The sequence below is a fragment of the Marinicella marina genome, assembly GCF_030065545.1.
Classification (GTDB): domain Bacteria; phylum Pseudomonadota; class Gammaproteobacteria; order Xanthomonadales; family Marinicellaceae; genus Marinicella; species Marinicella marina.
Genome location: NZ_JASJNC010000004.1, coordinates 308,416 through 334,319, shown reverse-complemented (window position 1 = coordinate 334,319; position 25,904 = coordinate 308,416). Strand labels below are relative to the sequence as shown.

Here is a 25,904-nt window from a genome sequence, read left to right as displayed (position 1 = left end):
AGTTAATTATCAGTTGGCGTTCTCCGGATGATAATCAATGGATCAAAGCCATCTTTGAAAATGATGTCACTGGATGAAATTGAACCAAATTCAACGGCACCAATGTCACAGTTGTCACCTCCATCATTATCACCATCCCACGGCCTGATAAAGCCCCTCTGGTCTTCAATCAGTTCACAGTTTGATGCACCGCCATCAACAGCAACACCATCATCAACAGGCAGGTGCGTCAGGGTATCACCGCCGTTATCTGCCAAATTAGTGGAGATGACCGTGCTGGTGGCACCGGCTGGTACGATGTCAGAATAACCCGGTGTGACATTGTATGTGCCTGGATCGCCGTTTTGGCCGATGATGTTGAAACTGTCCACTTCGAAATAAGAACCGTTTGATCCAATTTCAGTGGGTGTTGTTGGACCACCTAATGTTGGGTTGTTCACCTGACCCACCAAGTTCTGTGACAGCAGTGGGTGTTGTTCTGCACTCAAGGTGCTTGGTGATAAATTCCGTGGTGCTGGTGGAGTGACTTGGTTACCTGAGACAATGCTGTGTGAAAGCTCAATGTTACCTTCGGCTGAGGATGCGTTACCCAAAATGCCTCCCACAAATGCACCTGCATTATTGGTGATGGTGGCACTATCAATATCTGCTACCTGAAAATTATTGTAATTGGGTGTGATGATTAAACCGCCCGCATAGACTGAAGTGTTGCCAGATATGGTTGAGTTCTGCATGCTGGCCAAGGTCACATTCCTGAAATCAACACCGCCACCCGTACCACCAATGTTGCTGCTGATGGTTGAGTTGCTCAGTTCAAAGCCGACACTTTGCAAGGTGCTGAGCGGACTGAAAGCATAGCCTGCACTGTAGGGCCCTATGGGCGTGTTGTTAGCTACGGTGGTATTAACCACAGATGAGTTGATTGATGCAATATCAAATATGCCTGCACTTTGGTTATATGAAACATTTGAATCAATGATGTTCAAGTTGCCGCCAAACCAGCTCGATACAGCCCCTAATCCTCCATTAGCACCGGTGACATTCGCATTAATCAAGTTCAATTGACCACCCTCAGCCACCAACAACAAATCAAAATCTTCTGTTGCTGCTGCATCACGCTCAAAAGTACTGTCATTGGCTTCTATTGTGACCGCTGAATTGATGGCGGGGCTACCGAATGCGTAATAAACTCCAGCGGCATAGTTATCAACGAAATTTGAAAAAGTCACTGTGCTGCTTTCAGGTAGCTGGATGATGTCATGACCATTACCGGGGCGACAACCATTGACGCTGGTGTCGTTTTCAGCCGATGCCACCGCATCATCAAACGTACAAGGTGAGCCGTCAGCAATAATTGGTAATGAGTGCTCAAATGAACCGATGTCACAGATAAACGAACCATTGTCATCACCGTCAATGCCACGGCCTTTGCCTTCTTGGTCATTGATGGAGCCAAAACAGCTGATGTCATTGCCATCGATGGCCACAGAGCCTTCTTTCAATGGGTGCATCAACTGGCCTTGGCTGAGGGTCAATGGATACAGGTTATCTTTGGTGTCGTTGGCAAAAGACTGGTCGCCGGCCCCTAAAGTAATGTTTAAAGAGCCAGTTGAGCCATTATCACCAATGATGTTGTAGTTACCGAGATTAAAAGTGCTGTCACCTGTTGAGTATATATTGGGAATACCGTTGTTGGTATAACCGTTGTTACCCGCAACTATGGTGCCTTGTAAAGTGATGGTACCATAATCAGTGACATCCAAAATACCAGCTGCTAAATACGAAGTGTTGTCAGTGATGGTGCTGTTGGTTAAGGTTAAATCACTGAGGATGATGCCACGCATGGGGCTGTCATCAAACCGATTGATTTTAGATGGTAATGGAATGGGGTTATCATCAACCACAAAAAATCCAGCGCCATAGATGCTTCTGTTGCCACTGATGGTACTGTCACTGATTGAAACATCGGATTGGAGTAAACCCACACCACCAGCTATTAAAAAACCGCCACGGATAAAACCACTGTAATCATGGGTGTTATCAACGATACTGGTGTTTGATATGTCAATGCCAGCGAAAACCCCTTGTAAGCCCGCAGCAAAACCACTGCTGTTTCTGTTGTGGCGGATGATGCTGTTACTGATGACATTGCCGTAACTGTTGGCCATAAAGACAGCACCATTATTCAAAGCAAAGGTGCTGTTCTCAATAGTAACTCTGCCGCCGTAACTCAGCAAGCCACTACCGGTACCTGAGCCATTATCGACACCGGTTACGGTGGTATCACGCAGGGTCAAATCACCACCTGAATCAACTTCTAACATGCGAAATGCATCACTGGCACCATTGGCTGATAAGGTCAGCCCGTTGCCTTCAATGGTGATGTTTGAGCTGATCACTGGTAATCCGACATAACCCGAGTCATAACTGGATGGGCCGAATTGGGTGGTGATGTTAATCCCAGAGTCAGTGGTGACCACATTGATGATGTCATCGCCAGAACCGGCGGTACAACTGCCAACTGCCGCATCGGTGTTGGCCGCTTGGATGGCATCAATCAGACTACATGGTCCATCTACATCGATTGTGGCCGCTTGCGCAGAGCCTAATACACCCAATATGGCGCCACTTAAGGCGGCACGATTGGGCCATGAATTTTTCTTTTTCATTTGAGATCCCCGTTTTTAAGTACCAATGATTATATACCTTCAAGGTGCAGTTTGAAGAAAAATATTTTTGAATTTGAAGTTAATACTAGGATGATTTGAGGGAACCACGGCAAACGGCAGACAGCATGCTTATTACGTTCAGAATAATGAATTAAGTTTATTTAAAAAACACTTTTCCACCCATGATTTTATAGGCAGGCGTGCCTCTGACCAGTGTGTCACGAGCAAAAGATTGATCACAGCCGGGGCAGGTACACGGCGTTTCAGTGAAATCTTTGCTGATGCGCTCCTTAAAACATTTAACCAATGCGCCTTTGCCACCTTTGCGGTATTTGAATAGTTGTGTTTTACATTGGCTACAATAAACATCGATAGTCGCGGTGGGGCCTTTTTTATTGGGTTTTGCCATGTTAAATGAATGTGTTTTGCCTGATTCAGGTTTCAGGATAACAGGCTGCAGTGGCCAAGACAATCCACTTGATATGATATAGTCATACCTTTAATCGAAATAACAACCTACTTGGTTTAAGCTAATCATAAGAATAAATGAAACAGGTGAACGTGATGAAGCAAGCAGATGTGTTGAAGTTACTACAAGCGCACCAAAATGAACGTGGTATTAAGAACTGGATTGAGATGGAACAAGACTCGGAATATAAAAGTTTTGGGATAGGTTTAACGGTGTTACGAAAATTGGCCAAGGAGGTGGGTAAAAACCATGAACTGGCATTGCAATTGTGGAACAGTGACTGTTACGACATGAAGGTACTGGGGGTGTTGATTGATGAGCCGAAAAAGATCACCCGCGAGCAAATGGAGGCACAAGTAAAAGACCTGGATTATGGCATGATGGTACACGTCTTTTCAGCCTGTGGTGCGCCTGTTGCTAAAGTAAATTTTATTGATGAAGTGGCCGATGAGTGGGTGAAAAGTGATGATTCAGTGAAGCGTCGCTGTGCTTATGGTTTTATTTATGAACTGTCTAAATCGACCAAGAAAAGTGCACCTGATGATGATTATTTTATGAAATATATCAGACACATAGATGAGACTTATGACAACGAAGATCAGTCTGTTCATTTATCTATGGGTGGCGCACTGATGGGCATCGGGAAGAGGAATCTGAAACTGAATCAAGCAGCGCTCAAAGTAGCACAAAGGATTGGCGCGATTCCGGTTGAATCAGGCAAAACACAATGTGAGCCCATGGACATCAGTAAACACCTCACCAGTAATTATTTAAAGAAAAAATTTGCCAAAACCTAGAAATACTTTTCTCTGTAACAAGTTTGTGTCGTCTGAAAGTGGTGTCAAATTCACAGAAACGTCATGAACTTTGAAACTATACTGCACTGACGGGTTAATCAATCTTTGCTATTGGACACACCTGAAATAATTAATAAAACAGAGGGCAGATAATGAAACAATGTGACTTGGTCATGAAAGGGGGAATCTCCAGTGGTATCGTTTACCCCAAGGCAGTGGCCGTTCTGGCTAAAAAATTTCGATTCAGGAACATAGGTGGTACTTCTGCTGGTGCCATTGCGGCTGCTTTTGCTGGTGCGGCTGAGTACCGCAGACAAGTGGGGCGGAGTGAGGCTGGTTTTGAGCTGTTAGAAAATAAATTGCCAGCCCAAATTGGCAGTGACTTGATGAGCTTATTTCAGCCTTATCCTGAACATAAAAAGGTTTTTTCAGCATTAATGAAATTGGTGCAAAGTAAAAAACCCAGTTTACTGAAATTTTTAATCAGAAATTTTTTCAAGATTCGAAAGTTTTATCGATTACCCCAAACGATCACAGCAACAGAGTACGGTCTTTGCTCCGGCATGACCACACAAAACAATGGTGTGCTTGGACTGACAGATTGGTTGAATCAATGGCTGGAGCAGGTGGCAGGTCGACTTGAGAACGATCAGTTGCCCTCAGTGCCATTGACTTTTGAGCACCTCAATAAAGCCCAAATCAAGCTGAAAGTCATCACTACCAACGTTTCAACTCAGCAGTCGGTGGCCTTGCCTTTCAGTACCGCATGTTACGCCAAGTTAACTGATTTAAAGACTTTACTGCCTGAAAATGTGGTTAATTATCTGATTAATCATCACAACAAAAATAATCCGCAAACCATTGAAAATAATGATGATTTGGTGCGTTTGCCGGTGGGTGGTGACATGCCAGTGTTGTTGGCAGTGCGCATGAGCTTGAGTTTTCCGGTGTTGTTGGCTGCCTTTCCCATTTATCAAGCCGATTGGTCGCGGCGTAAACTCAGCCGCGAAGCACTGGCCAAACCCCGGTTGTGTTGGTTCAGTGACGGTGGCATTTCAAGTAACTTTCCCATTCACTTGTTTGATGACATTTTTCCACTGCGACCCACTTTTGGTATTTCACTGAACGAGTTCCACGAGGACCGTCACGACGAGGATGCATTGGTTGGACAGCCAGGGCAGAACCGGGTGTTTTTGCCGACCCAGGCCAATGAGGGGATTTCGGTGCCGATTAATCCCATTGGTGGTTTGTTTTCTTTCCTCGGTGCGGTGTTCGCTGCGGCGCAGAACTGGCAAGACAAAGCCCAAACCAAATTACCTGGCTACCGTGATCGGGTGGTCAGCATCGCCTTGAAAGCAGATGAGGGTGGCTTGAATCTGGCCATGAATGAAGAACAGGTGATGATGTTATCGGAATTGGGCGGTTTGGCTGCGGAGGAAATCATTGAGAAATTCAACTTTGATGAACACCGTTGGCGCCGTTTGCTCAGTGCATATGCGGCATTTGAGAAAGAGTTCAGCTTCATATATGAGGAGTTTTTGACCAATGACAGTTCAGAGAACCTCAGTGAGTATTTGGCCCGTTATGTCGCGGGATTCAATAACAAAGAACTCATCGCCAACAGTTATTCACCCAGTAATCAAGCCGAATTAGAACAACTGATCAGCCGCATCAATGAACTCTCGACATTGGCAGGCAAATGGCATGCCAATCCATTCAGAAATACTTGGGGCGATAACAACATGCCAAAACCCAATACGGCATTGCGCTTGGTGCCGGGTGATATATATGATGATTGACTGATTTTCACGCCATTTTTAAAGCGCATCACCTACCATCTGAACAGGTATTAAAAAATCAGTAAAGCAAGTTGAATCAATGACTTGTTTTACTGCAATCACCACAACAAAAACAGGGTAAATCATGAGTGCCAATAAAACCGAAGGATTTTCAACCGGTAAAACCATAGCCATCAGTGTGCTGATCATAGCAGCAGCTTTGTTATTCTCACTGCTGATATTCAGCACCGAACCTGAAGCACAGCGTGAAGGCGCCACCAACAGAACCGCCATGTTGGTTCAGACTGAAGCGGTTGCAGTGGGTGATTTTAAACCCATCATCACTGCCATGGGTACAGTGATGGCAGCCAAAGAAATTGACCTGCAAGCACGGGTCAACGGTGCAGTAATTAAAACCTCGACACAATTTATTCCTGGTCAAATCATCCAACAAGATGAAATGATCCTGCAAATCGATGCAGCCGACTATGAAACACAAAAACAACAGGCGATGAGTGAACTGGCTCAAGCCAGAGCTGACTTGCAGATTGAGATGGGCGAACAAATGGCCGCCAAAAGAGATTTTGATCGCCTCAATCGTGCTGTTGATGAAACCCAAAAATCTCTGATACTGAGGAAGCCACAATTGGCCAATGCCCAAGCACGGGTACAATCGGCGCAGGCTGCATTGACTCAGGCTGAATTAAATTTACAGCGCACTGAAATCAAAGCCCCTTTCTCGGCTCAGATTTTAAGCACCTCGGTCAACATCGGCTCACAAGTAAACAGCGGTGATGACCTGGCTGAACTGATTGGGGTTGAGACCTTTTGGGTAGAGGCCACAGTTGGGGTGAACCAACTGGCTTGGATTGACAGTCAGCAAAACGCTCCTGCCGTGAAGGTGGTTGATGACTTGGCTTGGCCCAAAGACCAATACCGCATGGGTGAGCTGCTCAGCGTTGTGGGAGAAGTGGATGCCGCTACCCGCATGCCAAGGGTTTTGATTGTTGTTGATGACCCTTTGGCACTGACCGATGATGATATACCCGCACTGACCTTGGGCGCTTATGTTTTGGTCCATATTCCAGCCAAAGAGTTACAGAACGTGGCTCGAATCGAGCGTGAGTATGTAAGAAAAAAAGACACTTTGTGGTTGATGATTGATAAAAAGCTGCATATCAAAGAGCTGGATGTCATTTACCGTGATAACCAACATGTCTACGCGCGCAATGATGATTTTGTCGGTAAACAAATGGTCATTACTGATTTGTCACGGGTGGCTGAAGGTGCTGCACTGCGATTGAACCAGCCTTGAGGGTATGGCCATGAACGACAGCACAAACAAACCAATAGAGCCAAACAAAGCAAGTCAAACCAACAAAGAGGCAGTGAAAGCAGGTCCAATAGCCTGGATGGCAGGTAATTCAATTGCGGCCAATTTAGTCATGATCATGTTGTTGGCCGGTGGTTTGTATATGGCTTATGAGGTGAAAAAGGAAGTCTTTCCCGAATTTGAAATGGACATCATTGATATCCAAGTGGCCTACCCAGGCTCATCACCAGCCGAAGTGGAGCAGGGTATCTTACAGCCGGTTGAAGATGCCGTGCGCTCGGTGCAAGGCATTGAGGAGTTAAGTGCCACGGCGCGCGAAGGTTCTGGATCGGTCAGCCTTGAACTGGTTGCAGGTACCGATCGCATGAAAGTCTTCCAGGAAGTTGATCAGGCCGTGAACCGCATTCGCACCTTCCCTGATGATGCCGAGGATCCGGAGGTCAGTATCCGTGCTCGGTCACAAGAAGTGATGGATGTCGGGCTTTATGGTGACATCGATGTGTGGCGTTTGCGGCAGTTGATTGAGCAGTTGCGTGACCGTTTATTGGCAGAGCCTGAAATCACCCAAGTGGAACTGGGTAACATGCCTGATTATGTGACCCATGTTGAGATCAGCCAGGCACAGTTGCGGCGCTATGAACTGACTCTGGGTCAAGTGGCGGCACAAATCGAAGCTTCAGGTCGCGATGTACCGGCTGGTTCGATTGAGACCAGCAGTGGTGAGGTACTGTTGCGTTTGAATGAGCGCAAACAATGGGCCGATGAATTCAGTCAAATTCCAATTGTGGCTGGTGCCAATGGTGCAATGATAACTTTGGCTGACATTGCCACGGTCACAGACGGTTTTGAAGAGGCTGGTTTTCATTCACAATTCAACCGCGAACCCTCAGTAGAACTCAGCGTGTATCGGGTCGGTGAACAATCACCGCTTGAAGTGGCTGCCGCAGTCGAGCGGGTGTTAGCGGAACTGGACAGGACCTTACCAGATGGGGTCAAGTATCGGATTGACAGCAACGACGCCGAAAACTTCAAAGACCGGCTTAATTTATTACTGACCAATGGTGCGCTTGCAGTCATTATTGTGTTGGGTATCTTGAGTATATTTTTAGAATACAAGCTGGCGTTTTGGATCATGATGGGTATGACCATCTCGTTTGTTGGTGGTATTTTGTTCATTCCATTTGCGGACATCAGTATCAACATGATCTCTATGTTTGCCTTTTTGGTGGTGCTGGGGATTGTCGTGGATGATGCCATTGTGGTGGGCGAAAACATCCACGAATACCGACAACAAGGGCATCCGCCGCTTGATGCAGCGATATTGGGTACCCGCGATGTCGCCATACCGGTGACATTTACCATTTTGACCACCATTGTGGCATTCATCCCGATTTTATTTATTCCAGGAACCACCGGCAATTTCTGGTGGCCCTTCCCGGTGGTGGTTATCATCGTGTTGTTGTTGTCTTTGTTTGAGGCTTTGTTTATCTTGCCAGCGCATTTGGCGCATCACACCAGCACCAACAGTCGCTTGGGTCAAGCCGTTCACGTCAGACAACAAAAGGTGGCCAATGGCTTCAGTCGTTGGATCAAAGACAGTTATGGTCCATTCATTGACCGTGCCCTGCGACACCGTTATATCACCATCAGCTTGGCTGTTTCGTTGTTAATTGTGGCAGGTGCTTACGGCAGCAGTGGTCACATGGGCTTCATTAATATGCCGCGTGTGGCCGCCGATGAGATTGAGGCTGGGGTGCGTTTGCCGGTGGGAACCACCCGCGAACAAGCAGCAGAGCTGGCACAAGTGATCACCGATTCGACATCCCGCATGTTTGAGGAACATAATTTATATGAAGCGGCTGAAGGGGTCAAAACCAATGTCCGTGGTAAAAGCTTCATCGATGTAGAGATAGTGATGTTACCGCCGGATGAACGTGAGGTATCAGCTGCGGAATTGATTGAGCTTTGGAGCCAGGAAATCGGTGATTTACCCGGTGTCGATCAGATTGTGTTTGAAGCAGAGCGCGGCCCAGGCGGCTGGCGCGATGACATCAGTGTTGATTTGTCGCACAATGATCCCGAGCAATTGGTGCTGGCCAACGAAAAGTTCAAAGAGGCGATGGCCACATTCAGTGCCACCCGCAACATCAACGACAACTACAACAAAGGCAAACAACAATTCAATTTCACCCTCAGAGAGCAGGCCCACTTACTGGGTCTGACCGCTGATGACATCGGTCGCCAAGTGCGGCATGCATTCTTTGGTGCAGTGGCCTTGCGACAATTGCGCGGCACCAACGAAATCGAAGTGCGGGTTAAATTACCGCTGGCTGAGAGACAACAGTTCGATACGCTTGAAAACCTGGTCATTCGAACCCCAACGGGTCTTGAAGTGCCATTGAATGACGTGGCTGATGTTGAATTGGGTGAGGCGTTCAGTTCATTGAGTCGGCGCAACGGCCTCAGGGTGATAAACGTGGGTATGGATGTGGAGCCGAAAAATGCTTTGAGTCGCATCTCTGCTGCGATGAAAGAAGAAGTTTTGCCGCAAATACGCGCCGAAATTCCCGGTCTGACTTGGAGTTTCCGAGGCAGTGATGCCCAAATGAGCGAAGCCACACAAGTTTTGTGGAGTGGCTTTTCCATGGCGATGTTCGTGATATATGCTTTACTGGCGATTGCCTTTCGCAGTTACTCACAACCCTTGATCGTGATGATCGCAATACCATTTGGTGCGATAGGTGTGGTCATCGGTCATTTGATGCTCGGTTATGATTTATCCTTGGTGAGTTTGATGGGGGCAGTGGCGCTTTCAGGCGTGGTGGTCAATGGCTCCTTGATCATGGTCGATTATGCCAACAAACGCCGCAGTACAATGCCTGCCATTGATGCCATTCGTGAGGCCAGTATCAGGCGCTTCAGACCGATTGCCTTAACCACTTTAACCACCTTCGGCGGCCTCACCCCAATCATCTTCGAACGCTCAATGCAAGCCGCCCAACTGATACCCATGGCCATCGCATTGGGCTTTGGTATCGTGGTTGCCAGCGCCATCATATTGATCATCGTGCCGTGCTTTTATATGGCCATTGAGGACCTCAAGGAAAGCTTTAATAACAGACGACAAGTACATAATTAATTTGATTAATATTTGTTGAGTTTAGGTTTTATTGCGTTGTGTTTGTAGGTGTAACTATTGAGTTATTGTAATTGCGTTTTGATGTGGTTTTGAAATGTTTCACCAATAGGGATCTCTATTTTGTTTAATTCAACATCATGTGAGGTAAAAGCAGTGACGTGGTTTTTATTGACGATGTAAGACCTGTGTATTTGGAGAAACTCAGGCGGTAATGATTGTAGAAAGGACTTCATGGTGTCTTTGGTGATGTGGGTGCCGTTGGTGGTATGAATTTGTAAGTAATCCTTTAATGCTTGGATGTGGGTTATGTCGTCCAGCTGCAGTTTTATTTGTTTGCGGTTTGCTCTGATAAAAATATGTTTTGAAGCGGTTGTGTCAATGCTGGTTGGAACTGATTGGTAAAGTGTTTTTTTGAACCTTTCCATGGCTTTGAAAAAACGGGCAAAAGTAATGGGTTTAAGTAAATAATCGACCGCTTCTAACTCAAAGCCGTCAACGGCATATTGGCGGTAGGCTGTGGTGAATATAACCGCGGGTTTATGACTCAAACCTTGGTAAAAGTCAGTGCCTTTTAAGACCGGCATCTCAATATCTAAAAAAATCAAATCAATGCTGTTTTCTTGCAAAAACTGACTGGCTTCGATGGCACTGGCACAGCTGCCGATTAATTCACATTCTGGTAATTGTTTCAGGTGAGTGGCTATCAGTTCTCGTCCCAGTTTTTCATCATCAACGATCAAACATTTTATGCTCATGATTCCTCGCTGGCCAGTTCACTGCCTATCACCAATTCAACCGCATAAGTATCCACTGTTTCAACTATATTCAGCTGATGTTGGTCTGGGTAGATCAATTTAAGTTGGCGTTTTAAATTAGCCAAACCTATGGGTTGATGTGAATCATTGTTCGGGTTGTTTATCGGTTTGGTGTTTTCGACGGTAAATACCACAGCACCTTGTTTGTTGTTTTTTATGGTGATATTGATCCTGGCTTGATTTAATTCTTGTGTTACTCCGTGCTTGAAAGCATTTTCAACCAATGTCAAGTACAACAATGGAGCCACTTGAGTGGGCTTTTTAATTTGGTTATCTATGTTTGTGTTGAGGCGATCACCATAACGCAGCGCTTCCAATGCAACGTAGTTTTCAATCATTTCAACCTCAGCATCCAATGAGACAAATCGCTCATTACATCGATATAGCACGTAATCAAAAATACCCGAAAGCTTTGCCACTGCTTCAGCTGTATGGGTCGAGCCACTGATGGCCAGGGAATAAATGTTATTCAGTGTGTTGAAAATAAAATGTGGGTTGAGTTGGGTTTTTAGGGCTTGCAATTCGGCCGCTTGTTTTTGTTCTTTGTAAGCCAATAACCGTTGTTGCTCTTCATAAAAATTTACTGCTATCAACACCACAGCTGGAAACAGTAAAGTGGGTATTTTTGAAATAACAATGTATCTGATCATATCGGAAAAACCGAGGCGTTCTATCAACGAATAATCAGCCAGGTTGTTGTTGTAAAAAGCACCATAAGTCAAAGGGTAGGTTGGTTCCAAGTACAGGTAACTGACTGCAATGTAAAACTGTGACATCAATAAAGCCAACAACAGCAACGATAAGCCAAAGGCCAGGTGGCGCTTGTGGTGTAAAAACTTGGGAACCAAAACTTGAATGGCAAAAAAAGCAACCAACCACTGCGTCAGTGTTTTCAGGCCGCCCACTTCCAAGGCTTCTCTTAATGAAGCAAATCGATGCCAGTCATAACCGAGGTTAATCATGAACACGACCGTCCAAAAGGCGAGTTGCAGACTGACTTTTCGGTTGATTTTTTTCAGCACTGATTGAAATTATGGGTGATTAGCTTAAGCACAAGTATAGCTGATTAATGGCTTTGTCTTGAACAGAAATCAATCAACACAGCCCAATAGTAGACGAACACCAATGTGGCGTCGATGAATCCCGATAATGTGGCATCTATGGGGTTCATGACTGAAAAATATGGGTTGGTCTATTAACAATCAATCCACCGAATAAGGCTCTTATGCTGGGATCACTTTTTAAACTTCAGGAGTCAAAGATGATCCATCCACTCATTCGTAATACTTTATTAATTGTCATGCTGAGTTTCTCTGTTATTTTCAATGACGTATGTGCATTGGATATGGAGTCCCACAAAGGCCAGGCGATTGGCGCTGGACGTGCTGTGTTGGTCACTGGTGCCAGCTCTGGCATTGGTAAACAAATCGCAATGACCTTAGCTGATGAAGGATTTTATGTTTATGCAGGTGCCAGAAAAGCCAAAGACATCGCGGCATTGAGTGCGATAGAAAACATGCAAGGTATTCGTCTTGATGTGACCATTCAAAGTGAGATAGATGCTGCAGTCAAAGAGATTGAAGCAGCGGGGCGGGGCCTTTATGGCTTGGTGAATAATGCGGGTGTGTTTTTATTTGATCCTTTGATTGAGGTCAGTGAACGTGACATGGCATTCATCATGGACGTCAATGTGATGGGTCCTTATCGTGTGACCAAAGCATTTGCCCCACTGATTATAAAAAGCCAAGGCCGCATCAGTACCATTGGTTCGGTTGCTGGCTTGTTCTCGGGGCGGTTGTTTGGTCCCTATGGCATGTCTAAATTTGCGGTGGAGGCATACGCTGAAGCCTTGGCCGATGAAATGAAAAAGTTCAATGTTGCGGTGAGCATTATTGAACCGGGTAATTTTAAATCTGACATCATGAAAAACATGGCAGCACGCCTCAAAAAGATTGATGAGGGCGGTCAGCAAACCTTGTACCGTGAAGAAATAGAGCGTTTTGCAACATTCACCCAAGCCGACCGATCACACCACCATGAACCACAGCCGGTGGCTGATGCTGTGCTGGATTTCATGATCAGCGAAAAGCCCCAATTTCGTTACTTAGTCACCCCAAATCAAGCTGAGGCTGATATGACCATCAAACGCACAATACAAAAATTAGTCAAAATGAATCAAGGACAACGATTTCGCATGAGCGATGAAGATTTGGTGGCGTACTTGAAATCGTTGTTGGCAGCTCAATGAAATCGCTGAAAGGATTGATTGAGTCGATCACGCTGATGAAAGCAGAAGAACAGAAAGCAGCTTATGCTTCATTTGCCATGGTGTTTTTGTTGATGGCGGTCTACTTTGTTCTCAGGCCAGTGAGAGATGCCATGGCCAGTGACTGGAGTGATACCGAAGTGAGTTTTTTATGGAACATTCAGTTTTTTCTGAGCACTGGTATCGTGCTGCTGTATTGTTTTTTTATCAGTAAAGTGCGTTTTAAATATGTGGTTCCTGTGGTTTACGGCTTGTTCGCCGTGTCGTTCTTACTGTTTTATGTGGTCACTACCCACAGCACCGAACCAACTTGGGTTGAAAAAGGTTTTTACCTTTGGGTCACTGCATTCAGTTTATTGAATTTATCGGTTTTCTGGAGTTTTATGAGTGAAACATTCAGTAAGAATCAAGGTAAGCGGTTGTTTGCTTTTATTGGTGCAGGCGCCAGTGCAGGGGCGATTGTTGGCCCCGCTGTTCCGACATTGTTTGCAGAGACACTGGGCTTGTCAAAACTGATGTTGGTGGCAGCTGTGGGTTTGTTGGCGGTGATTCCAATTATTCTTTACTTAACACGCTACCAACATACGCAGCACAAAGCTGCCCAAAAACAGTCGGCCAATCATTTGGTGATGCAAGCGCAGTGGTGGTCAGGCTTTCGCGACGTGGTTAAGAACCCGTATTTATTAGCAATCGCCCTGTTTATTTTGTTGTACGTATTCATCAACTCTTTTGTGTATTTTCAACAAAAAAACATGTTGGCAGTTTTCAGTCGGTCTGAACGTGCCCAAATTTTGGGCGGTATCGACTGGTTGGTTAACGTATTGACTTTTGTCTTTGCTTTCGCCATCACCAGCCGCATGGTTCAGCGTCTGGGTATGGGATTTACTTTGGCCAGCTTACCGCTGCTCGTGGTGATGGGATTTCTGATTTTAGCGATTGTACCTGCAGTGGTGGTTTTGTTGGCATTACAAACGGGTCGCAGGGTAGGTAATTACGCTGTGACACGTCCCGCTCGTGAAATGTTATTCACCCAAGTGACACCAGATGAACGTTTCAAAGCCAAGCCAGTGATTGATGTGGTGGTCTATCGTGGCGGCGATGCAGTCAGTGGCAGTTTATTTGCCGTGCTGTCCGATGGTATTGGTTTGGGCTTGATGGGCATGTCCTTTATAGGTGCCGGAATCGCTGCTTGTTGGGCATTCGTTGGCCTGAAACTAGGCCGAATGTATGCCTTCACCCAAACCACTGACGAAGCAGTTCAAACCCACCAACACCCATCAATCAAACCAACTGAAGCCATTAAACCCTAACTAAAAAGGAGAAAACCATGAAACTATTAATCAAACTTAAGAAGACCAGTGGCAAAGCTTTGATGCTGTTGTTTTTGGCATGTTCAATGACCCATGTGGCAGCTCAAGAAACCAAGACAGATCAACAAATAAAAGCAGCAGTGGAGGTGTTCTTTGAGGCTTATTTAGACACTTACAACCAGCGCTTTGGACACCCTGAAAAAGCGCCAGCATTCATTGCTTCAATGAGTGCATTGATCCACCAACCCTTTCTGATGACGCCACCCAATACACCGCCTTTTCAACCCAAAGATAAAGCACAAATGACCCGTGTTTTTGATGGGTTTGTCAGCATGCTAGAACAAAAAGGAGCCATTAAATTGAAGTGGAAAAACGTCAGTTTGAAAGTACTTTCTCAGCATAAGGTGTTGGCCAATAATGTGGGTTATGCCATTGATGCTGAAGGCAAAGAAGTTTACAAAACAGCCTCAGTCTATCTGCTGGTGCAAGTCGATGGACAATGGCAAATAGCACTGTTCAGTCCTTATGAACTGTCAAGAGAATGGTCATTCAACTGACCATGTGATTACTTGACACTGCCCCAGCCCTGTGAAAGCAGGGCTGGAGCAGTTCTTATCTATGTGATTCAATGGTCGTTTTCTAACACTGCCAATGCTTTATTCAGCAGTTCATCTTCTTTATTTATGATGCCAGATAGGGTTCTTTTGACTGGGTGGTCTGGTTCAAATCCAATCAAATGTAATTGGGATTGATCATGTTTGATCACTTTCATGCCAGTGAACATGGCCCTGTAGCCACCGAATAAATTGATGAAATTTGCGTTGCCATTGCAACCTGCTGTGTTTTCGCCAACTAATTCACCCAACTCATAATGGTCAATGAAAGAAGTGAAGGTTTCGCCTTGACTGACTACTGCTGGGGTGTTGATAAACACCTTTTTACCCGTGAAATAGGGTTCGGCTGGGCTGATATTCCAGCTGCTCTCTTTGAATTGCATTGCAGCTTGGTTGGGTTGTGTATACACGGGGGTCAGCCAGGTGGGAGAGGAGACTTCAGCGGTTATGAGGTGCGGCAGTAAATCTCTTATTGCTGATAGGGTTATCTGGCTTTTAGGTTGTTTGCCATCCCATCTTTTATCAAAAACAATGCCTTTGGCTTGTGCAAGTTTGGTTTTATGGTCTTTGAAATCTTGTTTTGTGGTGGTGGCGAGATTGACATAAAAAATGCCTGGTTTGAGTTCTTCGATGTCAGGAAAATCATAATAATCTAGACGGTTGTGAAACATGTTGGTTGTGCTGGCATCGACTCCATCTCTGGTATGTGTGTGGTTGAATTCAATTGGTCCTCGTTTCAATTGCAAATCGATTGTTGTGCCAGCAACACCATATCCAAATTGGTTCAGGGTCCTTAATTCAGTCAAATGTGGAGAACCAGCCACATAAGTCATTTGATCGGCAACATAGTCTTTGACATCCATGCCGTTCACTACTGTGATTACATCACCCTTAAAGATATTGTCAATCTGGCTGCCTACCACTACCAGTTGATCCTCTATCATAAGCACTTTCAATGGTACTCCGGTAAAAACAGGCTCTGACCTGAAGTAAATAATGCCATGACCGTCTTTGGTTTGCGCCATGACCTGCGCCAAAGCCAGGTAATGCTGGTTAGGACTTTGGTCGTAACTGGCTTGTTTAAGCGCTGGTATCAACAAATCTTCCCAATTGGTATCCACCACATCAAAATAAGGGTAGTAATGTTGAATCACATTCCACAATTTAATGACATTGGCCAGTCGAACAATTTCACTGTCGGCCGATAAGTTGGGGGTGTCTATGGCAGATAAAATTTCTTGTAGTTTGATGAATGAGGCACTGATGTAGTTCTCTGGGCCTTCCCAGACAGTAATCGGTAAGTGGACTGATAGATGCTCATTGAGTGCCAATTCTTTGGTGGTGTATTGGTATTTCTCTAGGGGTAATACCTGTCCTGCAATTGGTTGGCCTTTTGCAGTTATTTTCATGACATTATTCCCTGCATCATTGATGACCTCATAGCTGTAAAAATCTTCATTCATCGAACGCCATTTAGCTGCTGGTAATTCGTTGTCACTTTGATCGAATTGATGGTTTGGAATCTTTACTTGTTCCCATGATTCACCATCAGTTGATAGTTGCATTTCATAATCATCAGTCCATATTTGCCCCGGTCCAATTAATTCAGCGCCCAGCATGATGTAGGCTGTGGATTGGCCGAGTTTGCCAGTCACTCGTTGGGTGCGCCAGCCAAAATCATCAATCAAAGGTAAATTTTTATAATCATTGGTGACTTCAGTTCCTCTGCCATCATATGCAGATAAAATCAACCTGCCACCCAGTTTTGGTCCAGTGTTTTCTACTTTTACTTTGGCTGTCAGTTTGTAGTATTTCCCTTTGAAGTTGTCTCCAGCCAGATAAGTGAAGATGGCGTTGTTATGGGTTTCTGGAATGTCACCCAGCCGGTTACTGGCATAATGTGCCAAACTGTCATCACCCAGCCCAAGGTGCTGCCACATTTTAAGTTGCTGATTGGGCATTGGTTGGGGAACTTGAATGTTTGGTTTAAGGTGGTTGTGATAAACAATCATACCATCAGCAATCGGTTCAAAAATTTGATTCAAGGTTTTTACCAATTCAGTGGTGTCACTCATTTTTATCTGCTCAACGCCATAAATAAGAAATTTATCCCAATCAACTTCCATCGCTTCATGGGTAGGATGAAAATACCTGGCAAAGCCATAGAGTTTGGCAAAAGCAGCTAATGCTTCTTCTTGGCTCAGCTGTTGCGGCAGGTTTTTTGTGGTGGTGGGTTTTAACTCGGGTTCAGATTTCTGGGATGTTGCACATCCAAACATCAGAAACAAAACAGAAAGTAAAATTATTTTTCGCACGATTTTCTCCTCTTTTTAGTGTTTTCTTATCATTTGCGGTAACCAACACCCATGTTTATAGGCTGATAATGATGACCTTGTACAAAATTCGACATTACAGCGCCTTAAATGGTTCATAAAATTTTCAATTGACCAATTATGAATTCAGAGAGTTGATTAATGAATCGTCAGATCACAGCATAAGTCCGCTCATGCATGTGGATGTATGATTAATCAAAAAGAACACAACAAATTAATTGATGTGTTCTTTTTGATTGTGATTAATTAGTTATCTCATTGAACATAGTTATCTCACTGGGCAGGCCTGGGTCTGACTGGGTAACGTGTTAAGCCAGCCACACTGGAAAAACCTGGTGCCACCAACATGGCTTGATTGCTGGGGTCATAGGTTATGCCATTAGGGAAAGTGACACGATCACTGATGTCCTTGGTTCTGAAGCGGCCATTGGCAGGGTTTATTTTATAGAGGGCCTGGGTTTGAATACCCGTGGCATATAAACGTCCTTCAGCATAATCAAGGTGACCTATAGCAAAGAAAGCTTCTGGTGGTGTGGGTCTGGCGACAAAACTTTGTTGACCATTTTCATCAAAAGTAACAATGCGACCGTTATGTAAATTGGCTGTATACAGCTGTCCTTCATCATCCAAAGTGATGCCAACGGGCGCTGCCAATAGATCACCTTGTGAGAACAGAGTTACGTCACCAGATGGGGTTATTTTTTCAACTGCATTGCCCGTACCTAACCCGGTCACTGGATCAGTTGGGCCATACTGGGACACAAACAAATTTCCAGCTGAATCAATCACAATGCCAGCAGGGAACGGCAGGGTTTCAGCAAAAGCAGTGACCACGCCATCTGGAGTGACTTTTGAGACACTGGCACTGAGGAAGTTGGTGACAAATAAATTGCCAGCTAAGTCCTGAGCCATGTCAATGGGACCGCTCAAACCCTCTGCATACACAGTGGTACTGCCATCGGGTTTGATTTCGAAGATTCGACTGCCATTGAAGCCTTCGGCAGCAAAAACAGTCCCATCTTCGGTGCCTAACAGCGCATCAAAATTTAAAAATGCCAATGGTAAGGTGCGCTCTAAGCGCTCAGGTTGGGCTTTGAGTTGGGTTGCACAACCCAGCAGCAAAACACTGCAAAGCACAGTGGTGATAAAGTTTTGATAAACAGATGTGATTTTCATAAGACCTCTTGGTTTGTTGTTTGAAGTACAAACAGTATGTTCAACCTGAATGTATGCCTCAACTGCCATGTGATGGATGTCTGGTTTGGTGGGCTGAACGTCAGGTTTGGAGTGATGTTCAATTCGCAGCTTGCTTGAATGGGTTAATTTGTGTAATCTCGAGCACAGTTGATGAGAGGAAAGAATAGGAATTAATGAAGCGCAGTAGTTATGCATGGTTGTTGTTATTTTGGCTGTTGGTGGGTGCGCTGTACCTGTTCAGCTTGTATTTAGACGCTCTGCGCTTCAACACCGGTTTCAAACTTGATCTGGCTGTGGTGACTACCACGGCTTTGGTCTATGCCGGCTGGGCCTTGGTGACTGCAGTTTTGTATCGTTTTTTGCGGCAGCCAATCAACGCTGGCAGGGTTTTATATAGTGCCTTGGTTTTTATTGCGGGTCTTTTGACAAGTATTCCTTTGATTACCTTGTTAGATCGTCTGGTGATTGCGCTGATAGAGGGCAGGGAACTGCCTCATTTGTTGCATATTTTTGACAGCATCCAATACGTTTATGTCTTTTTTAATGTGCTGTTGTATATTTTGGTTTTTATTGTTTGTGCAGGTATTATCTTTCAGCAGCGCTCTAAACAGTTGACGTTACAAGCCAGTGAACTAGCAAGAGAGCAGGTTGAAGTGAAGATGTTGGCACTGCAGACCCAACTCAGCCCTCACTTTTTGTTCAATTGTCTCAATGCCATATCAGGGCTCACTCGAGTGGCTGATAAAAAGCAGGTGATTCAAGCCATTGCGAGGTTGGGTGATTTGTTGCGGTATGCTGTCAACGCCAGTCAAAAAAATTTAACGGTTTTGGCAGCAGAACTGGACTTCATAAAAAACTATGTCGCACTTCAACAAATGCGCATCGGCGAACAGTTTGTATTTAAATTAACCTGTAGTGATGACTTAAAAGTCATGCAATGCCCACCCTTTGTATTACATACTCTGGTTGAAAATGCGATTGTGCATGGCATGGATGAACAGAAAGATAAGTTGGTGGTTGATGTCGTAATTACATCTTCGAATAATCAGCTAAGGATCGAAGTGACAAACAGTGTGAACCCATCAAGCCAAGCCAATACTTCAGAAGGCCTGGGCGTGGCACTGAAAAACCTCAAAGCCAGGTTGGCGCTGTTGTTTGGAACAAACAGTGAAGTAAAACAATTATCTCAAGCTAACAGCTACCAAGCCACTGTTGAGTTGCCGCTCAAAGCGCATGATGATGACTGAAATTAAAGCATTGATTGTTGATGACGAGGCCTTAGCAAGGATTAATATTCGTGCTGCTCTACAAGAGCACAGTCGATGGCAGGTGGTGGCCGAATTGCACAGTGGTCGAGAATTATTCAAAGTGATTGAATCAACTCAGCCAGATGTGATTTTTTTAGATGTACAAATGCCAGGCAAGAATGGTCTGATGTTGGCACAAGAGATCATGGCGCTGAAGCATGCACCGCTGGTGGTATTTATTACTGCTTTTGATGAGTATGCGGTCAATGCGTTTGAATTATCTGCCGTGGATTACTTGCTTAAACCATTCGATGACGAACGTTTTGCACAAACCATCATGCGTTTGGAATCGCAGTTAAGTCAACCCAATGAACAATTACAACATTGGCAGAAACAACAACTGCAATCAGAGGGCCCCATTGAAAAGTTGGTGATTCGGGCGGTTGGATCCATCAAAATCATCTCAGTTGAAAACGTTTATCTGTTCAAATCATGCGGTAATTACGCCGAGGTTCATCATGCCGAAGGTATGGACTTACACAGGGTTTCATTGAGTCATCTTGAAAACCGCTTGGCTGATTCTGATTTCTGTCGTGTGCATCGTTCAGCCATTGTCAGATTGGCTGCTGTTAAAGAACTGAAAACCATTGATGAAAACAGCCAGCACATCATTCTGACTGATGGCAAGAAAGTGAAACTGTCCAGCGCCTATAAACACCGCTTGTTCTCACGGCTGGGCCTGTAGTTCATTGCTTGATACTAAGAGTAGATTCAACCGATTACATTTATATTTACTTGTGAAGGGTCAATAGGGTGCTACAATACCCAAACTTGATATTGGCGTCATCGACACCATATTACTATCAATCATACAAGGGGACGACCTGGCTTCGACGTGGGTGACGAAACTTGTAGGTGCATGCCGAGGGAGACACATACCTCGTAAAACTCAATGTCAAAGTTATAGTTGCAAACGACGATAACTACGCTTTAGCAGCATAAATGCTAACGGGCACTCGCGATTTCTTGCGTTCGTGAACTGTCCGTCATAACCAGCAAGATCGCTCAGTGTGCTGTTTAGACGCACTGGGTTAAACTAAATCTGAACTGGTGTCGGTAAATCCTGATTGGCGGAGCTTCCGACATAAGATTAAAAGCCAAAACTAAGCATGTAGAGCCTCAAGCAGAGGACTTGCGGACGCGGGTTCGATTCCCGCCGTCTCCACCAATCCAGAGTACAAGGACGTATTCTAACTTCCAATAAACCACCATATATCATCATCTTAACCACATCCGTGGTATAATAATGTCTTTTGCAGTCCAATAACATCCGCTGAATCTGGGGGTATTATTGGGGTATTTTTTCTATCCTTGGGGGTATTTTTTAAAATGACATCAAAAAGACCTAAGAAAATCACGGATGTATTTATCCGCAACCTTAAGCCTGAGAAGAACGGTAAACAGAAAAAATATACCATCGGTGATGGCTTGTTTTTATTGCTCACTGCTAAAGGTTCAAAACTGTGGCGTTATAAATATCGCTTTGAAGGCAGTGAAAAATCTTTATCTATGGGTAAATACCCTGTGGTGAGTTTGGCAGATGCCAAAATGAAACACCTTGAAGCCATGCGATTATTGCATCAAGGCAAAGACCCTTCAGCAGAAAAGCAAGCCCAAAAACTAAAGCTCAAAGAAAAAGAATATCAATTTGAATCAATTGCCAGAGAATGGCACAAAAAGAAATCACCGGAATGGACTGAAAAACACGCCAAAGAGGTTTTGCATTCATTAGAACGCGATATTTTCCCTCACATTGGTAAACACAAAATGGATGATATTAATTCACCATTATTGTTAAAGGTATTGCGCCGTATTGAAAGCCGTGGCGCATTGGTCATCGTAAACAAGGTGCGACAACGCTGTGAAGCGGTTTTTAAATACGCCATCATCACAGGTCGCGCTTCATACAACCCAGCCATTGACTTACAAGGCGCATTCACCAGCCACAAGAAAGCCAATTATAGGGCTTTAGAGCGTAAAGATATACCTGAGTTTATGGAAGCCCTTGATAACTGCACCAGTGACCGCACAATCGTTTTAGCTATTAAGTTTGTTATGTACACCATGGCACGAACCAGTGAAGTCAGGTTCGCCACTTGGGATGAAATCAACTGGGATGATGGTCTGTGGGAAATTCCTGAAGAACGCATGAAAGCCTCTAGAAATCATGTTGTGCCGTTATCAAGACAAGCCATGTCAGTTTTAAAAAATTTGTACGAAATGAACGGCGCATATCCTTTTATCTTTGCCAGCTATCACAAACCCCATAAACAACCGATGTCAGAAAATGCCATGCTCAGCGTAATAAAGAAAATCAACATGGCGGAAAAGACCACCATTCACGGCCTAAGAGCTACAGCCTCGACTATATTAAATGAAATGAACTTTAATTCTGACTGGATAGAACGCTCATTGGCGCACGTACCAACTAACAAAGTCAGAGCCGCCTATAACCGCGCCGAATACCTCATTGACCGCGCCGATATGCTTCAGCAGTGGGCTGACTTGGTTGATTCGGATGTTAATAAAATTGTGCCGATTGGTGAAAGAAACCAAGCCGCTAGGAAGAAATCATGAATCTATACAGGAATTTTTTTGGCTTGTTTATTGTAATAACAATTTCTGGGTGTGTAGCCATGCCTGCACCCCATACAAGACAAGTTATCCCAGAAGCGAATGGAATTGTTACTTTCAATCAAATACCTGTTGTAGGTGCTGAAGTTCATCTTCACAAGATAAAGGGTAAAAACCATTGTGGCGAATCTAAATTTTCAACGAAAACAGACAAAGATGGTAAGTTTTATTTCAAGGGGAATAAAGATTTTAGATTTTTTATCGTATTCGGTGATCCCTTGGAGACGTGGGGATTTTGTATTAAACATGAAGATAAATACTACAATGGCTGGACTGCTCAGGGTATAGGTTATTCACCATTAAAAATAACGGCGAAATGCGACCTAAAGAACCAACGAAAATTAGATGATAATGTGATTTACGATGGTTTTGGAATTTGTGAGGTTAATAGATATGACTGAACAAACAATCACTCAGCAACAGCTAGACATCATCAAAGCATTCAGAGAAGTCTTTGACCTTAGTAATGAAGGCTTTATGAAAAAGCAGTATTGGGATTACATTCCTTTTGGTTTGGCCATGATTCATTTAACCACCGCTGAGACTGCGCATCTCAAAGATTCAGAAGACTATCACATCAAATTTCACGAAAGGTTGTTCGAAAACACATACCAATTTGTTCCGGCTATCATGAGTGAGGAGCTTGTCATGTTCACACCAGAAAGATTGCCCTACGATGAAGGATTTATGAAAGACTTTCTCAAAGCAATAGAAGATGGGAAAGAAGATAATTATTTTGGTGTACTGGTAAGTTTTGTAGCTTATGAAGGTTTAAGAAATACTTTGATAAACAAGGGCTTCTCAGTAACTGATCACAAAGTTCAATCCATTGGTCACATCTTCTCAGTCATGAATGACCCTAATTCTAAAGTCTTTCCAGAACATGCCACAAATGATGTGCTTTACAACACCATCAAAGGTTTTCCAATCAAGGAAGAAGATAAGAAGTTAAACACACATGAAAGGCGTGAAATGGCATTGTTAGAGTTTTTGAAAAAACAATATGATTATGCAGTCACAGATGGTTGCAAGGACATGAGAGAAAGTGATTGGCCTGATAGGCATTCTTTGTGGATGAAGCTGGGTAAGTCAAACCCAAAAGACTTTAAGCAAGACGCAACAAAAGATTTAGTTGATAAGTTTTTTAACAAACAGCAATATGTCTCATACTCTGACAACAAAAAAACAAACTAAAGCATGGAAGTTATAACTATAGTCACAATCCTGATTACGTGGATAATTCCTACATTTTTACCAAACTATCAAGAAGAGTTTGAAAATGTAATGTCACCCAGTCAGGTTCAAAGAGGAAGAAGCATTATACATAGCATTTTCACAATGCCATTATTGGCTATAGGATGTATGTATTTGTTGAAACACTTATTTGGTGAAGGCGGTGTTGTATTTGTATTCTCGGCACACACGTTCATTCTTTTATTATTTTTTGTTTCAACCATTTATTGGCGTGGGCAATTTAAAGCTGCAAAAAAAGAATCCTTAATTAAAGCCAAACATTTTTTTAATCAATTCCCATGGGATAAAGTAGAACATGCATACGGACAAGCCACAGATTCACCAGAATACTTAACTAATCTGATTAACGAAAAAGATGAATTCTTAGATGCCAGAGAAGATGCTATTAATGATTTTCTATATGCCAGACCCTGGCATCAATATACAGTATATTCATCCACACCATATGCCGTGAAATGCGTTCATTACATCATTGAAAATGTGGATGTCTCAAGTTTTTATGTTGGTAAGAGTCCTTTGCTTTTTGATTTGATTCATTTTGTCAACTTATGTACTCATGCTGCTCAGAATGATGAAAAACTAAAAAACACTATCATCGATGGTAAGGAAATTTATAAACGCTTTCAGAACCATCCAAACCAAGGTGTTCGGGAAAAATCTGCCGAGTTGGTGGTGTTTTGTGTCTCTCGTTGAGCATTTTAGCCCTACTTGAGTAGGAAATCCCCAATAGGAAACTCAATAATTCAAAATATCCTATCAAGTTTTAAACTCAATAAAACCCAATCAATACAACTACTTATCAATTAATTCTAATTAATTCCAATTAATTCATTTATCCCATTGTGTTCCTATTTTCATCACCTGTAAAAAGGGTTTATGAATTCAGTGTTTGATTGAGTTCAACCCCGTTTAATTCGGATGAAATATGAACCAGTTAGTTAAATACATCAGATGGAATGACTTGAAGGAATACCTTCCTTTCTCTAAGTCCACCATTTATTCAATGATCAAAGAAGGTCGCTTCCCTGCGCCGATTAAGCTGAGTGTGCGTGTGTCGGCTTGGAGTTTGGAAGATGTGAATGAATGGTTAGAGGCTCGGAAACAAGACAGCCATTAAAAACGATTGATAATTATTGGTTCCCTGAATTAAACCTTTGTGAATGGTCGGGTTAAATAACGACAGCGTTTATGAAGTATGGTTACTGGGGGATGCGTACACAGCCAAAAGGCACCTCGAAAGACCGAAGCCTGTACGCTGGCAGAATGCTCTATCTGTCATAAGTAGCGGTTGAGGTTGATGCATAGAGACATGGTTAATTATTAACGATGTGACATCAACCGCCTGAGACGATGAGCTGGCTCCGAAGGGCAAGTTGATTAATGTTGATGGCATAGTGGATCACTTGATATGAATATAATTCAGCTTCAGGATGATCCCCCTATGCCTAAAACTCCAAACTTCACCAAAGAGCAAGTATGTATATAGATAGATTTATTAGTATTTTAGAGTGAGAGAATGGCCAGAAAAACCAAGTACAACGAACAAACAACGCAACAGCTGATTGATTACATGGGCGAATATGAAACACACGGCGACGTGATACCCACTGTTGAAGGATTTAGTGATGTTGTCGGGGTTTGTAAAAAGACAGTCTACAATTGGTCTCAGAAGCCAGAAAACAAAGAGTTTTTACACGCTTTAGAGCGCCTCAAGACAAAACAGCACAGAACACTCTTAAACAGAGGCTTGTCCTGCCAAATCAACCCCATGTTGACTAAGTTGATGCTCATCAATAATCACGGTTATACTGAAAAGAAAGAAGTTAAAAAAGATAATGAAATCACTGTGGTGGAGCTGAGAACTAACTTTGATGACACTGACTATGATTCAATGACTGATGAACAATTAAGGGAGTCGATCAGAAATATTAAAGCCAGACTTGAAGAGTAGTTCTCATTTGTAACTGATTGCTTTATGATGTTATGTGA

The 25,904-nt window shown here is 43.7% G+C and carries 21 protein-coding genes and 1 other RNA gene; 16 read left to right on the top strand and 6 right to left on the bottom strand.

Annotated features, from left to right (window positions below; all coding sequences use genetic code 11):
- Nucleotides 1-2 precede the first annotated feature (2 nt).
- Nucleotides 3-2,669 (bottom strand): choice-of-anchor Q domain-containing protein, encoded by a 2,667-nt coding sequence (locus tag QNI24_RS08510; RefSeq protein WP_267176138.1) that lies wholly within the window; start codon nt 2,667-2,669, stop codon nt 3-5.
- Between the two features lie 157 nt (nt 2,670-2,826).
- Entirely contained in the window at nt 2,827-3,078 is a 252-nt protein-coding gene (locus tag QNI24_RS08505; protein ID WP_267176137.1) for a hypothetical protein, read from the bottom strand.
- A gap of 155 nt (nt 3,079-3,233) precedes the next feature.
- Between QNI24_RS08505 and QNI24_RS08500 the strand changes: the two genes are divergently transcribed.
- The 4 genes from QNI24_RS08500 (at nt 3,234) to QNI24_RS08485 (ending at nt 10,185) form a co-directional block, all read left to right on the top strand.
- Nucleotides 3,234-3,935 carry a DNA alkylation repair protein gene (locus tag QNI24_RS08500; RefSeq protein ID WP_267176136.1) on the top strand — a complete coding sequence of 234 codons (702 nt, stop codon included), beginning with the start codon at nt 3,234-3,236 and terminating at the stop codon, nt 3,933-3,935.
- 152 nt (nt 3,936-4,087) lie between these two features.
- Nucleotides 4,088-5,734 carry a patatin-like phospholipase family protein gene (locus tag QNI24_RS08495; protein WP_267176135.1) on the top strand — a complete coding sequence of 549 codons (1,647 nt, stop codon included), beginning with the start codon at nt 4,088-4,090 and terminating at the stop codon, nt 5,732-5,734.
- A gap of 124 nt (nt 5,735-5,858) precedes the next feature.
- Nucleotides 5,859-7,028, top strand: coding sequence for an efflux RND transporter periplasmic adaptor subunit (locus QNI24_RS08490; protein ID WP_267176134.1), 1,170 nt, complete (start codon nt 5,859-5,861; stop codon nt 7,026-7,028).
- A gap of 10 nt (nt 7,029-7,038) precedes the next feature.
- A complete protein-coding gene (locus tag QNI24_RS08485; RefSeq protein ID WP_267176133.1) occupies nt 7,039-10,185 on the top strand; it encodes an efflux RND transporter permease subunit in 3,147 nt (1,048 codons plus the stop codon).
- Between the two features lie 62 nt (nt 10,186-10,247).
- Here QNI24_RS08485 and QNI24_RS08480 read toward each other — a convergent pair whose 3' ends face one another.
- Nucleotides 10,248-10,940: a LytR/AlgR family response regulator transcription factor gene (locus QNI24_RS08480; RefSeq protein ID WP_267176132.1), complete on the bottom strand. Its 693-nt coding sequence runs from the start codon at nt 10,938-10,940 to the stop codon at nt 10,248-10,250.
- The gene (locus tag QNI24_RS08475; protein WP_267176131.1) at nt 10,937-11,962 is read right to left on the bottom strand and encodes a sensor histidine kinase; all 1,026 of its coding nucleotides are present in this window, start codon (nt 11,960-11,962) and stop codon (nt 10,937-10,939) included. Before QNI24_RS08475 ends, QNI24_RS08480 begins: the two co-directional genes overlap by 4 nt.
- A 299-nt stretch (nt 11,963-12,261) precedes the next feature.
- On the opposite strand from QNI24_RS08475, the gene QNI24_RS08470 reads away from it, so the two are divergent.
- Genes QNI24_RS08470 through QNI24_RS08460 form a run of 3 tightly spaced genes read left to right on the top strand, consistent with a single transcriptional unit; the run spans nt 12,262 to nt 15,133 of the window.
- Entirely contained in the window at nt 12,262-13,248 is a 987-nt protein-coding gene (locus QNI24_RS08470) for an SDR family oxidoreductase (RefSeq protein ID WP_267176130.1), read from the top strand.
- Nucleotides 13,245-14,576, top strand: coding sequence for an NTP/NDP exchange transporter (locus tag QNI24_RS08465; RefSeq protein ID WP_267176129.1), 1,332 nt, complete (start codon nt 13,245-13,247; stop codon nt 14,574-14,576). Before QNI24_RS08470 ends, QNI24_RS08465 begins: the two co-directional genes overlap by 4 nt.
- Before the next feature lie 17 nt (nt 14,577-14,593).
- Nucleotides 14,594-15,133, top strand: a complete 540-nt coding sequence (locus QNI24_RS08460; protein ID WP_267176128.1) for a DUF6841 family protein — start codon at nt 14,594-14,596, stop codon at nt 15,131-15,133.
- A gap of 68 nt (nt 15,134-15,201) precedes the next feature.
- Here the strand turns inward: QNI24_RS08460 and QNI24_RS08455 are convergent, their stop codons facing one another.
- Both QNI24_RS08455 and QNI24_RS08450 read right to left on the bottom strand, forming a co-directional pair.
- Nucleotides 15,202-17,505, bottom strand: coding sequence for a S41 family peptidase (locus tag QNI24_RS08455; RefSeq protein ID WP_267176127.1), 2,304 nt, complete (start codon nt 17,503-17,505; stop codon nt 15,202-15,204).
- A 291-nt stretch (nt 17,506-17,796) separates the two neighbouring features.
- Nucleotides 17,797-18,699 carry a Vgb family protein gene (locus tag QNI24_RS08450; protein ID WP_267176126.1) on the bottom strand — a complete coding sequence of 301 codons (903 nt, stop codon included), beginning with the start codon at nt 18,697-18,699 and terminating at the stop codon, nt 17,797-17,799.
- Nucleotides 18,700-18,893: 194 nt separating this feature from the next.
- On the opposite strand from QNI24_RS08450, the gene QNI24_RS08445 reads away from it, so the two are divergent.
- From QNI24_RS08445 to QNI24_RS08405, 9 genes are all read left to right on the top strand, one after another.
- Nucleotides 18,894-19,967: a sensor histidine kinase gene (locus tag QNI24_RS08445; protein WP_267176125.1), complete on the top strand. Its 1,074-nt coding sequence runs from the start codon at nt 18,894-18,896 to the stop codon at nt 19,965-19,967.
- A complete protein-coding gene (locus QNI24_RS08440) occupies nt 19,960-20,712 on the top strand; it encodes a LytR/AlgR family response regulator transcription factor (RefSeq protein WP_283708621.1) in 753 nt (250 codons plus the stop codon). The genes QNI24_RS08445 and QNI24_RS08440 overlap by 8 nt, the downstream gene beginning before the upstream one ends.
- 130 nt (nt 20,713-20,842) lie before the next feature.
- Nucleotides 20,843-21,195: a transfer-messenger RNA gene (gene ssrA, locus QNI24_RS08435) on the top strand.
- A 161-nt stretch (nt 21,196-21,356) separates the two neighbouring features.
- On the top strand, nt 21,357-22,604 hold the full coding sequence (locus tag QNI24_RS08430) for a tyrosine-type recombinase/integrase (protein WP_267176123.1): 1,248 nt from the start codon (nt 21,357-21,359) through the stop codon (nt 22,602-22,604).
- Nucleotides 22,601-23,062, top strand: a complete 462-nt coding sequence (locus tag QNI24_RS08425) for a DUF6795 domain-containing protein (protein WP_267176122.1) — start codon at nt 22,601-22,603, stop codon at nt 23,060-23,062. The genes QNI24_RS08430 and QNI24_RS08425 overlap by 4 nt, the downstream gene beginning before the upstream one ends.
- Nucleotides 23,055-23,855 (top strand): hypothetical protein, encoded by an 801-nt coding sequence (locus tag QNI24_RS08420; RefSeq protein ID WP_283708620.1) that lies wholly within the window; start codon nt 23,055-23,057, stop codon nt 23,853-23,855. The genes QNI24_RS08425 and QNI24_RS08420 overlap by 8 nt, the downstream gene beginning before the upstream one ends.
- 3 nt (nt 23,856-23,858) lie before the next feature.
- A complete protein-coding gene (locus tag QNI24_RS08415) occupies nt 23,859-24,608 on the top strand; it encodes a hypothetical protein (RefSeq protein WP_267176120.1) in 750 nt (249 codons plus the stop codon).
- A gap of 232 nt (nt 24,609-24,840) precedes the next feature.
- Nucleotides 24,841-25,032 (top strand): helix-turn-helix transcriptional regulator, encoded by a 192-nt coding sequence (locus QNI24_RS08410; RefSeq protein ID WP_267176119.1) that lies wholly within the window; start codon nt 24,841-24,843, stop codon nt 25,030-25,032.
- Nucleotides 25,033-25,431: 399 nt separating this feature from the next.
- The gene (locus QNI24_RS08405; RefSeq protein WP_267176118.1) at nt 25,432-25,866 is read left to right on the top strand and encodes a terminase small subunit; all 435 of its coding nucleotides are present in this window, start codon (nt 25,432-25,434) and stop codon (nt 25,864-25,866) included.
- Nucleotides 25,867-25,904: the final 38 nt, after the last annotated feature.